This is a genomic window from Thalassovita sp. (assembly GCF_963691685.1).
GTDB lineage: Bacteria > Pseudomonadota > Alphaproteobacteria > Rhodobacterales > Rhodobacteraceae > Thalassobius.
This window is the reverse complement of record NZ_OY829290.1, coordinates 126097-137625: the sequence shown is the minus strand read 5'-3', so window position 1 is coordinate 137625 and position 11529 is coordinate 126097. Positions and strand designations below refer to the sequence as shown.

13 protein-coding genes are annotated in these 11529 nt (G+C 60.9%); all 13 read left to right on the top strand.

The features are described 5' to 3' along the window. The first annotated feature begins 1 nt into the window (after position 1). The 13 genes from ACORLH_RS00650 (at position 2) to ACORLH_RS00590 (ending at position 11527) form a co-directional block, all read left to right on the top strand. Entirely contained in the window at positions 2 to 1114 is a 1113-nt protein-coding gene (locus tag ACORLH_RS00650) for a fumarylacetoacetate hydrolase family protein (RefSeq protein ID WP_321830676.1), read from the top strand. Positions 1115 to 1125: 11 nt separating this feature from the next. Continuing rightward, positions 1126 to 2628 carry an aldehyde dehydrogenase (NADP(+)) gene (locus ACORLH_RS00645; RefSeq protein ID WP_321830675.1) on the top strand — a complete coding sequence of 501 codons (1503 nt, stop codon included), beginning with the start codon at positions 1126 to 1128 and terminating at the stop codon, positions 2626 to 2628. A 1-nt stretch (position 2629) separates the two neighbouring features. After that, a complete protein-coding gene (locus ACORLH_RS00640; RefSeq protein ID WP_321830674.1) occupies positions 2630 to 3370 on the top strand; it encodes an SDR family oxidoreductase in 741 nt (246 codons plus the stop codon). Positions 3371 to 3389: 19 nt separating this feature from the next. After that, the gene (locus ACORLH_RS00635; RefSeq protein WP_321830673.1) at positions 3390 to 4232 is read left to right on the top strand and encodes a fumarylacetoacetate hydrolase family protein; all 843 of its coding nucleotides are present in this window, start codon (positions 3390 to 3392) and stop codon (positions 4230 to 4232) included. Between the two features lie 221 nt (positions 4233 to 4453). Then, a complete protein-coding gene (locus ACORLH_RS00630) occupies positions 4454 to 5497 on the top strand; it encodes a substrate-binding domain-containing protein (protein WP_321830672.1) in 1044 nt (347 codons plus the stop codon). A gap of 319 nt (positions 5498 to 5816) precedes the next feature. Beyond that, positions 5817 to 6158 (top strand): hypothetical protein, encoded by a 342-nt coding sequence (locus ACORLH_RS00625; RefSeq protein WP_321830671.1) that lies wholly within the window; start codon positions 5817 to 5819, stop codon positions 6156 to 6158. Continuing rightward, positions 6155 to 6703 carry a head-tail connector protein gene (locus tag ACORLH_RS00620; RefSeq protein WP_321830670.1) on the top strand — a complete coding sequence of 183 codons (549 nt, stop codon included), beginning with the start codon at positions 6155 to 6157 and terminating at the stop codon, positions 6701 to 6703. Before ACORLH_RS00625 ends, ACORLH_RS00620 begins: the two co-directional genes overlap by 4 nt. After that, positions 6700 to 6927, top strand: a complete 228-nt coding sequence (locus tag ACORLH_RS00615; protein ID WP_321830669.1) for a hypothetical protein — start codon at positions 6700 to 6702, stop codon at positions 6925 to 6927. The genes ACORLH_RS00620 and ACORLH_RS00615 overlap by 4 nt, the downstream gene beginning before the upstream one ends. Positions 6928 to 7309: 382 nt before the next feature. Next, entirely contained in the window at positions 7310 to 9016 is a 1707-nt protein-coding gene (locus tag ACORLH_RS00610) for a terminase TerL endonuclease subunit (protein WP_321830668.1), read from the top strand. After that, the gene (locus tag ACORLH_RS00605; protein WP_321830667.1) at positions 9007 to 9348 is read left to right on the top strand and encodes a head-tail adaptor protein; all 342 of its coding nucleotides are present in this window, start codon (positions 9007 to 9009) and stop codon (positions 9346 to 9348) included. The genes ACORLH_RS00610 and ACORLH_RS00605 overlap by 10 nt, the downstream gene beginning before the upstream one ends. Beyond that, positions 9345 to 9680: an HNH endonuclease signature motif containing protein gene (locus tag ACORLH_RS00600; protein WP_321830666.1), complete on the top strand. Its 336-nt coding sequence runs from the start codon at positions 9345 to 9347 to the stop codon at positions 9678 to 9680. Before ACORLH_RS00605 ends, ACORLH_RS00600 begins: the two co-directional genes overlap by 4 nt. A 3-nt stretch (positions 9681 to 9683) precedes the next feature. Then, a complete protein-coding gene (locus tag ACORLH_RS00595; protein WP_321830665.1) occupies positions 9684 to 10949 on the top strand; it encodes a phage major capsid protein in 1266 nt (421 codons plus the stop codon). Beyond that, on the top strand, positions 10949 to 11527 hold the full coding sequence (locus ACORLH_RS00590) for an HK97 family phage prohead protease (protein ID WP_321830664.1): 579 nt from the start codon (positions 10949 to 10951) through the stop codon (positions 11525 to 11527). Before ACORLH_RS00595 ends, ACORLH_RS00590 begins: the two co-directional genes overlap by 1 nt. The last annotated feature ends 2 nt before the right edge of the window (positions 11528 to 11529 follow it).

Below are 11529 nucleotides of genomic sequence, written 5' to 3'. Positions count from 1 at the left end.
CATGCAATCACTGAACCTTGATCCCAACGGCCTTTGGCTGGGTCGAATTGAGCGCCCCGGTGTTGGCCCCTGCGTTGTGACCCTGCGCGAGGGTGTGGTGACGGATATCACTAGCAAATCCGCCCCAACCGTGCGCGACATTCTGGAAATGGACGATGCCATCAGCTACCTGCGCAATGTCCCGGGCAAAACGGTGGAGCCGCATGATGGGCAATTTGCTTGGCTGGCGCCCTGCGATCTGCAGGCGGTGAAGGCCTGCGGCGTCACCTTCGCGGGCTCCATGGTGGAACGGGTGATCGAAGAACAGGCCGCAGGCGATCCCGCCAAGGCAGACGCCATCCGTGGCCGCATCGGCGCCCGGATCGGGGACAGCCTGTCAAACATCACCCCCGGCTCGGCCGAGGCAGAGGCCGTGAAACAGGCCCTGATCGAAGAAGGCCTGTGGTCGCAATATCTTGAGGTTGGCATCGGCCCCGACGCCGAGGTGTTTTCCAAGGCGCAGGTTCTCTCATCTGTCGGAGCAGGGGCCGAGGTTGGGCTGCACCCGATCTCCACCTGGAACAACCCCGAGCCTGAGGTGGTGCTGGCCGTCACCTCAAAGGGCATCATCAAAGGCGCCACCTTGGGCAATGACGTGAACCTGCGCGATGTGGAGGGGCGTTCAGCCCTGTTGCTCAGCAAGGCCAAAGACAACAATGCCTCCTGCGCGATTGGCCCGATGATCCGCCTGTTTGATGACAGTTTCACGCTGGACGATGTGCGCAGTGCCGAACTGACGCTGACCGTCACCGGCGAAGATGGCTTTGTGCTGAACGGTCATTCCTCAATGGCGCAGATCAGCCGCGATCCTGCCGATCTGGTGCGCCAGACCATTGGCCGCCACCACCAGTATCCCGACGGGTTGATGCTGTTCCTCGGCACGCTTTTCGCGCCGACCCAAGACCGTGACACCAACGGTGGCGGCTTCACCCACAAGCTGGGGGATGTGGTGACCATCGCAAATCCAAAACTGGGCAGCCTGACCAATACGGTCCGCCTGTCCACCGAATGCCCTGAATGGACCTTTGGGGCCTCTCACCTGATGCGCAATCTGGCCGCCCGCGGCCTTCTGTGAGGAAACAGACTATGTTGACCGGAAAACACCTGATCGCTGGCGAATGGGTCAGCGGCGAGACCACGTTTTCGTCCGAAACCGCCCATGGCCCCAGCCATGCGTTCGCCGCCGGCACCCCGCAGCATGTGGATGCCGCGGTTGAGGCCGCTGAAGACGCCTTCATCAGCTTCGGCTGGTCCAGCCGTCTCGATCGCGCAACCCTCTTGCGCCGCATCGCGGATGAGATTGACGCCCGTGGTGACCAGATCACCGAGGTGGGCACACAGGAAACCGGCCTGCCCGCCGCCCGGCTGGAGGGCGAGCGGGGCCGCACCACCGGTCAGCTGCGCCTTTTCGCCGATCATATCGAACAGGGCGATTACCTTGACCGCCGTCATGATGACGCCCTGCCCGATCGCGCACCGCTACCCCGTCCGGAGTTGCACATGATCCAGCGCCCGCTGGGCCCGGTTGCGGTCTTTGGCGCCTCCAACTTCCCGCTGGCCTTTTCCACCGCGGGCGGTGACACCGCCGCCGCGCTGGCCGCAGGCTGCCCCGTTGTTGTCAAAGGCCACTCCGCCCATCCCGGCACGGGTGAGATTGTGGCCCAAGCCATTGATGCGGCGATCAAGGCGCTGGATCTGCATCCCGGCATCTTCTCCTTGGTGCAGGGCGGCAAGCGTGATGTTGGCACCCGGCTGGTGCAGCACCCGCTGATCCGTGCTGTGGGTTTCACCGGCTCCCTTGGCGGTGGCCGCGCGCTGTTTGACCTCTGCGCCCAACGGGATGAGCCGATCCCCTTCTTTGGTGAATTGGGCTCGGTCAATCCAATGTTCCTGCTGCCTGACGCCATGGCCAACCGGGCCGAAACCCTTGGTGCAGGCTGGGCGGCATCGCTTTCGATGGGGGCGGGGCAGTTCTGCACCAACCCCGGCATCGCGGTGGTTCTGGACAATGAGCATGCCACCACCTTTCAGCAGGCGGCGCTGACAGCACTTGGCGAAACCGACACGCAAACCATGCTGACCGCAGGGATTGCCGATGCTTACCGCGCGGGCACCGCACGCATTGAAAACGGGGATGCGGTCGAGAAGCTGATGGGCCAGCCCTGCGCCGGGCGCGATGCGGCGCCCTACCTCTTTGCGGTGTCTGCCGAGGATTGGCTGAACACCCCCCACCTGCAGGAAGAGGTATTTGGCCCCCTTGGCATCATCGTGCGCGTCAAGGACATCGCCCAGATGCAGGAGATCGCCCGCCAGATTGAGGGCCAGCTGACCTTCACCCTGCATTATGACGCGGATGACAAAGCCACCGCAGCGCAGCTGCTGCCGCTATTGGAACGCAAGGCGGGCCGCATCCTGGCCAACGGCTTCCCCACCGGCGTGGAGGTCTGCGACTCTATGGTGCATGGTGGTCCCTACCCTGCATCGACCAATTTTGGCGCAACCTCGGTCGGCACCCTGTCGATCCGCCGGTTCCTGCGGCCTGTGTGTTACCAGAATATTGCAGCAGATCTGCTGCCAGAGGAGGTGTGATATGGGATCACGTTTGAAAGGCAAAACCGCGCTGATCACGGCGGCAGGCCAGGGCATTGGCCGCGCGACGGTGGAGTTGTTTGTGGCCGAAGGTGCGCAGGTGATTGCCAGCGACATTAATGAGGGATCGCTGGCCGAACTGGCCGCAATCGTCGGTGTGACCGCGCTGAAGCTGGACGTGACCGACGCCGACGCGGTTGCCAAGGCCGCAGCCGATCTGCCGCCGCTGGATGTGTTGTTCAACTGCGCCGGATACGTTGCGGGCGGCACCATTCTGGAATGTGATGAAAAAGACTGGGACTTCAGCTTCGACCTGAACGTCAAGGCCATGTACCGGCTGATCCAGCTGACCCTGCCTGCGATGCTGGACAATGGCGGCGGCTCGATCATCAACATGTCTTCGGTGGCCTCCTCGCTCAAAGGGGTGCCAAATCGCTTTGCCTATTGCGCCTCCAAGGGGGCGGTCATCGGGCTGACCAAATCGGTCGCCGCGGATTACGTAACCCGCGGCATCCGCTGCAACGCAATCTGCCCCGGCACCGTTGACAGCCCGTCTATGCATGACCGGCTACGGGCCACCGGCAACTACGAAAAGGCGCTGAAAGATTTCATCGCCCGCCAACCCATGGGCCGCATCGGCACCGCCGAGGAAATCGCCGCGCTGGCGATTTACCTCGCCTCCGATGACAGCGCCTTCACCACAGGACAGACCCACGCCATCGACGGCGGCTGGTCGGTATAAGATTTAGGGAGAACAAGAGATGAAACTGCTGCGATTTGGCGCCCCCGGCGCAGAAAAACCCGGCCTGCTAGACCAGGACGGCGCACTGCGCGATCTGTCCGGCGTGATCAACGATGTGGCTGGCGAAGCGTTGAACGATGAGAGCCTCGCCAAGCTGCGGGATCTGGACCCCGCCACCCTGCCGCTGGTTGACGGCGGTCCACGCCTTGGCCCCTGCGTTGGGCAGGTGGGCAAATTCATCTGCATCGGCCTCAACTACGCCGACCACGCCGCAGAAAGCGGCATGGCGCTGCCTGAGGAACCGGTGATCTTCTTCAAAGCCACCTCCGCGATCTGCGGCCCCAATGATGACGTGGAAATCCCCCGCACCTCGGTTAAATCCGACTGGGAGGTGGAGTTGGGTGTGGTGATCGGCAAACACACCAAATACGTCAGCAAAGAGGACGCGCTGGACCATGTCGCGGGCTACTGCGTGGTCAATGACCTGTCTGAACGGGACTTCCAGCTGCATCGCTCCGGCCAGTGGGTGAAGGGCAAAAGCTGTGACACCTTCGGCCCTATCGGCCCCTGGTTGGTGACCCGGGATGAGGTGGCCGATCCGCAGGATCTGGCGATGTATCTGGAGGTCAACGGCCACCGCTATCAGGATGGCTCGACCCAGACGATGCACTTTGACGTGGCGACCGTGATCTCGCATCTCAGCCAGTTCATGTCACTGCAACCGGGCGATGTGATCTCCACCGGTACCCCTCCGGGTGTGGGCATGGGCCAGACACCCGAAACCTACCTGAAACCCGGTGACAAAATGGAACTGGGCATCGCAGGTCTCGGCGTGCAGAAACAAAACGTCGTCGCGGGCTAACACCCAGCCACACGCGCAATCCAAGGGCGTCAGAGCAATCTGGCGCCCTTTTGCCATCTGCCCACCCATCCCCGGCCAGGTGGAAACATTAGATTTTGCTGCTACTATAGGCTCGAGCGGCTGAGGCATCGCCATTTTTCCGATGCCATTCGCAGCGCTCAAGACGACCCAAGTTCCAAGACCCAAAATACTCAAATAGACACCATTCAAGGAATACCGAAATGCCCTATTCCCAAGTGAAGTCTCTATGCATTTGTTCTGCCATGGTTTTTGCAGCGTCCTCGGCCCAGGCCAGTGATCCACTGCAGGTGGCGGGCTCCTCCACCGTGTACCCCTACGCCGCAATGTCGGCGGATGCCTTTGTTGAAAACCACGATTTTGCCTACCCTGAGGTCGAAGCCGGCGGCTCCTCCACCGGGCTTAGAATGTTCTGCGAAGGCACCGGCGCAGAAACATTGGACATCGCGCTCGCCTCGCGCCGGATCAAGGCCAGCGAAGTTTCAGGCTGCGCCAGCAATGGGGTGAACGACATCATTGAGGTGCGCATCGGCTATGACGGTCTGGTTTTTGCCAACAGTGCCGACAACGCTGCCTTCTCCTTTGTGCCAGCGGATTGGTACAACGCCCTTGCCGCGCAGGTTGTCATTAACGGCCAACTTACCGCCAATACAGCCAGCCGCTGGTCTGAGGTCAACGCCACCCTTCCGGATGTTGAGATTGTCACCTACATCCCCTCATCCGTACACGGCACCCGCGAAGTGTTTGACCTGAAGATGCTGCTGGAGGGCTGCAAAGCCACTGGCGCCTATGATGCCTTCATGACGCAAAACGGCGGCGACCGGAAAGCGGCAAGCGCCTCCTGCATGTCCTTGCGTGACGGCGGTTTTGCCCAGGAACAAGAAGGCGGCGCCTCGGAAATCCTCGACCGTATTCGCGGCTCACAAAGTGCCATCGGGGTGGTCAGCCTGGGGTTCTATGAAACCAATGCCAGCGCGCTGCAGGCCAGCCTGATCAACGGCGTCACAGCAACCGCAGACAACATCGCCAGCGGCACCTATCCCGTGTCGCGGCCGCTGTTCATGTATGTCAAACAGGCCAACATCGAAGTGACGCCCGGCATCAAAGAATATGTGCTGACGGTGCTGTCTGATGAAATGTCCGGCCCGGATGGTTTCCTGACCCTGTTCGGCCTTGTCTCTGACCCCGAACTGCAAAAGACCCGCGAAAAGGTCATCAATGAAGAGCGCCTCGGCGCCGAAGGCTAAAACAACCGGGATCAGGCAACACGCCAGAACAAATAGCCATCAAAACCTGCCTGATCCCATTCCAAATTTCCCTGAAAATCCTGAAGCTTAAGGGGTAATCCTGCCGCCGCAGCCGCACTTTCACGCTGGCGACCCTGGCAGAACTGCCCGAAGCGCGGAAATTGCCAAGCAGAACAACGCACCCGACCGGGACACTGCGGGCAATTCCGCGCCCTTACATTTCAATAGCCTAGGTAAGCAAGCGGGACACGCCAAGCACCGCAAAACCTCCTCGCCTTCCAGATTTATGAAGCCTGAACACAAGCGCATGTCGCGAGTGATGGGCTACACGCTGACCCTCGGCAGCTATGATGCTTGGAGGGGCTTTTCGCTGGTGGCGATGGCCCGCATGACCACCGAAGAGCGCGCGGCGCTTGCATGGGCTGCTCTTCGCTCTCTGGACACACTGGAGCAGGCGGAACTGGTCACAGAGTCCGTTCTCAAGTTTGCCGGCCATCCCATGCCACCCTTTCTCAGTCCGATGGAAGACGCACGCGCTTGGGCGTCATTCGCGTCCCTAAGAGAACGCAAGGCGTACGCTCTGGCAGCGTATGAAGCCCTGCCGCCGCGCGACCAGATGGCTTTCCGCAAACACATTTCCGAAGTGGAGATTGCAGCATGAAGATGTTGGTCCAACGCTTCCCGTCCGAGGGGGAGTTACCCTTCGATCTGGAAGACCTGAAGTTGCATATCCGTGTAGACGGAGATTCCGAGGATGACGCGGTCACGAACATCGGCCTGACGGCGGCGGCAGAACTGGAACAGTTTGCCCAGATCGCGCTGCTCACGCAGACCATCCGCGTCACAATCTTCGACTTGGAAATTGGTTGCGGGATTGATCTGCCAATCGGCCCGGTTGCAGACACTGATACACCGATTGTCATCATCAACGGTTCAGTCTTCACAGCCTTTGATTTTGTTGGCGGCAATCGTCCACATATCCGCTGGCGGTCAGCGAACCTTACTCGCGACACCAGCCGCATCGTTATCGAGTATCAGGCGGGCTTTGGAGCGGCAGCGGCGGACATTCCGTCTGACCTGTCCCAAGCCCTCATGGATCAGGCTGCACTGCACTATGACGGGCGTTCCCCGATGGACGCCAAGAGCCTCACCACATCGCCGCATATGGCCCGTGTGGGCGCACGGTATCGCGGGGTGATGGCATGACCGATCTAGAACTGGACGAAATCCTAACACTGCATTGGCCGCGCGTGATGCGCCGCGCCATGCGCGATGGCGATGCATGGGCGCAGGGTTTCGCCATGTCCATTGCCCGCCACGGCAAACGTCAATCCTGGCGTCCTTCCACAAAGCAAGCGCGCATCATGCGCCGCATGGTGAACGATTTGGCAACCGTGCCGAACGAAGAACTTGAGCTGATTGAGAGGTAGCGAGAGCGGCGACCCTGCGCGCCACCCCAGACGCAGGGCCGATGTAGTGGAACGGGTTAGCAACGGTGGCTCCACATCGGTCAGCCTACCACGGGCGGGATCAAAGGCAATGGGCAGTCCGAAAGGTTGAGGCCCGATCCCCGGCGCCGCGTTCATGGTGTCGCAAGCAGCAACCAACTGATCAGCGGGGACGCACGACTGATCAGGCCCAAGCGATGGCCCGGCTCCGGCGAGCAGGTGACTTCACGCAGAGGGCTCAGGGACTGCCGCAGCCGCGCGCTGTGGGCAGTCGTCCTATGCCCTTCGCTCCGACCCTCACCATCGAGCAGGGGGGCAAGAGCACAACGATTGTACGAAGCGCTACGCGCAAGATGAGGAAGTAATGTCAGACGCGGTAAGAAAAAAAAGAGAATGGAGAAAAGCAGACGGATCGCTTTTGGAAGCTGACCGCGACGCCGCGCGCGCCGACTTGTTCGAAGACATCAAAGAAGATCCCGAAACTGGTCCCAATACCGCAACTTCTGTTCAGACGGGTAACCGAGGATGGGAGTTTTCTCTTTTCGCTCAGGGTGCCGAAGGAACCCCAGCCGAGCGAGCTATGCAATTCATGCATAGGCTTCGCATCCCAGAAGGCCCAAACGCCGGAAAACCGGTTACCTTGGCGCCCTTTCAAAGCCAGTTCATCACAGGTGCGATGGCAGATGGCACAGCCAACGCAGTGCTCAGCATCGGACGTGGCAATGGGAAGTCTGCAATCACAGCGGGCCTTGCCTTGGGCGGTTTGATTGGTGTCTGGGATCGGCAGCCACGCCGCGAAATCATCGCAGCCGCCCGGACGCGGGATCAGGGCCGGATTATATGGGATTTTGTTGCGGGTTTCGCTGCAACTCTTCCTCTCGAACTACAACGCCGCCTGATTTATCGCCGGGCACCGCGCCTTGAAATTGAGTTCGAAGGAGACGGCGGTGGGCATGTACTGCGGGTGATCGCGGCAGACGGCAAGTCTGCTCTCGGCGGCGCGCCCACAATGGCAATCTTGGATGAACGCGGCCATTGGGCGTTGGATCGAGGTGATGAACTGGAACACGCGCTGCTGTCCGGCCTGGGTAAGCGTGACGGTCGGGCTTTCCTTATCAGCACCTCCGCCAGCGACGACACGCACCCTTTTTCCCGTTGGATAGATGATCCGTTGCCCGGGACCTATGTACAAGAGCATCGTCCTGCACCTGGCTTGCCGGCTGACGATGCAGAAAGCCTGTTGATCGCTAACCCTGGCGCACCGCATGGAATTGGCGGGTCTCTGGAATGGCTGGAGGGGCAAGCCAAGCGCGCGATTGCACGCGGTGGTTCAAGCCTCACTTCCTTCCGGCTTTACAACCGAAATGAGCGCGTGTCCGGTGAAGCCCGCGACATGCTTATCACGTTAGACGAATGGTTAAGCTGCGAGACCAATAGCTTGCCGCCACGTGAGGGCGGTTGCGTGATTGGAATCGATCTCGGTGGTTCTGCATCCATGACGGCTGCAGCTTTCTACTGGCCCGCAACTGGGCGCCTTGAATGTCTCGGCACCTTCCCATCCATGCCGAACCTGTTGGATCGAGGCCAGACCGATGGCGTAGCCGGACGTTATGTCGAGATGCAAGAGCGCGGCGAATTGGGCGTTCTCGGCGACAAGACAGTTCCTGTTGCCCCTTGGTTGGTCGAAGTTATGCGGCATGTTGAGGATCAGCCGATCCTTGCCCTGACCATGGATCGCTACAAGCAAGCAGAACTGGGCGAAGCTATTGCCCGGGCAGGTATCCGCGCCCCGCTGGTCTGGCGTGGACAAGGTTTCCGCGATGGCGGCGAGGACGCAGAGCGGTTCCGCCGCGCCGCTTTCGACGGTCAGGTGAAGGCTAAGCCTTCTCTGCTTCTACGCTCTGCCTTCGCAGATACGGTCTGCCTGCGCGATCCCGCAAACAACATCAAGATTGCCAAGGCGCGCAGCACTGGCCGGATTGACGCTGCCGCCGCATCGGTACTGGCCGTGGCGCAAGGCGCAAGAGTAGCGGCCCAACCTCAAACGAAAGCGAGAATGCAATGGTTCTAAACGCCGGACATCTTAACCGCCGCATTCAAATCCAGCGAGCAACCAGCACTCGGGACAGTTTCGGGGGCACCGAACGCGAATGGAGAGACTACGGGCCTACGATCTCCGCCCGAAGACAAGACCTGTCGGATTCCGCGCGCGTTATTGCAGGGCTATTGGGTAACAAATTGGTAACCCGCTTTACGATCAGAGCGACGACTTTTGCGCGTGGCATTTCTCGGTCTGACCGGCTTGTACACGAAGGCCTCACCTTTGAAATCGACGGGATCAAGGAGGTTTCTGGTCACCGTCGCTTCATTGAAATCACCGCCAAGTCGGATCAAGTCCAATGAGCATCCGCAAAGATCACCACCGGCATTCACGGAAGGTCACCAGCACGAAACGCTGGAAGATCTTGCGAGCAGAGATACTCGAGCGTGACAAATACCGATGCAAGTCTTGTGGCTGTGGCGGTCGGCTTGAGGTGGACCACATCAAACCAGTCAGGACGCATCCCGAACTGTCCTACGAGCCGCATAACCTTCAGGCACTTTGCCCCGGTTGCCACACCCGAAAAACCCGGATCGAGTGCGGGCATCCCCCGCCCCGAAAAGACCGCCGAGATTGGCGGAATGCAGTCGAGTCGCTTGAGCGGCCCGAACCCATTGTCGAGCAGAAAGGATAAAAAATGCTTGAATCAGTAAAGATCTCTCGGCGGCAAAGTGAAATCCGCCAAAACCTCGCCGAACTGGCAGGCAAGGAAACTCCGTCCGAGGAGGAGGTTCGCAAGATGGACGAGCTGGACCGGGAATACCGCTCCAACGAAACCCGATATCGAGCAGCTCTGGTCGCAGAAGATACCGAACGCCGCGATGCTGGCGAAGAGCTAGAAACCCGCTCGGCTCAGGAATGGGCCGACCTCATGGCCGGTTTTGAGATGCGTCAGGTCGCGCTGGCTCTCGATGAAGGGCGTCAGCTAGATGGGCAAACGGCAGAGATCGTGTCTGAGCTGCGCAGCGCGGGCGGCTTCCGGGGCATCCCCGTGCCGTGGCAGGCGTTGGAAGTCCGGGCCGGTGAGACCGTCGCCAGCGGCACCCCAAACCCGATCCAGACCCGCCCCATCATTGACCGGCTGTTTCCAGGCAGTGTGGCGGCGCGGATGGGGGCGCAGATGATCAGCATCGACGCGGGCGCGGTGGAATGGCCAGTGACTACCTCGGCAGTCACGGCAGGCTGGGCGGACGGCGAGGCGGCGAACGTGGCCGGGCCGACCACCTATGCCACCACCGACCGGCCCATGTCGCCGGACCACAACCTCGGCATTCAGATGCGCATCACCCGCAAGACGCTCAAGCAGTCTGGTGCGGCGCTGGAGCAGGCGGTACGGCGGGACATGAGCGGCGCAATGGGCGCAGCGATGGATCAGGCGGCGTTCCTCGGCACCGGCGCCAACGGTCAACCGCTCGGTGTCATCACGGGCGCGGCGACATATGGCATCACGTCCACGGCAGTTGATGCATCGGTGAGCTGGTCAGCGTTTCGCGCAGCCGTTACGCGGTTTATGACCGCAAACGCAGCGACCGGCCCAAAATCGGTTAAGGCGCTGATCCGTCCCGAGGTCTGGGACTATCTGGACGGCTTGATGGTGGGCGATGGCGGTTTCAAATTCGAATATGACAGGTTGGCCGAAAACCTTGGTGAAGTCGTCATGACTTCAAATGCCCTTGCGGCGCCGACTTCCGGAACCCCGGACGTGACGCAATCGCTGCTGACCACCGCGGCGGGTGGTGTCGCGCCGATCTTCATCGGCGCGTGGGGCGCTGTGGACATGATCCGCGACCCCTACAGCGATGCGCAATCCGGCGGGCTGCGGATTACAGCTCTGGCCACAATGGACGTAACCGTGGCGCGTCCGGCGCAGCTCCAACTGCTGACCGGCTTGGAGCTAGGCTAATGCTCTGGGGCGCTCATGTCGGTAGCCTTGAGCTGCGATCCGAGGGCGGGGAAACCCGCCTTCGGGCAATCTTTCCCTATGGCCAGGAAACCGTGCTGGTCGAGCGCGTGGAAATGGGCCGTGAGCGTCGTGAGATGATCGCAGCCCGTGCCTTTGCGGATCGGATCGAGCGCGGCGAGGACGTGCACTTCCTGTCCGGTCATGACTTCAACAAGCCGCTAGCCTCACGTTCGGCCGGCACTTTGACCCTGACGGAATCGGATGATGCGTTGACGATAGAAGCGACCATTAGCGCCGAAATGGGGCAGGTCAGCTATGTCCGGGACTTCCTCTCGGCCCACGCGGCCGGTCTGGTGCGAGGTCTGTCCCCTGGCTTTCGCGTCGGGCCGGGCGGTGAGAAGGTCGAGGAACGCGGCAACGCGATCCTGCGGACCATCAACGCGGCTGATCTGATCGAAATCAGCGCCGTCACGAAGCCTGCATATCCGCAAGCCCAGATCGAGGCTCGGAATTGGCAACCCATTAGCGAGGTGGCGAAGCGCCTAACACACCGCCGCGCCGCTATCCGGTGGAGGTGATT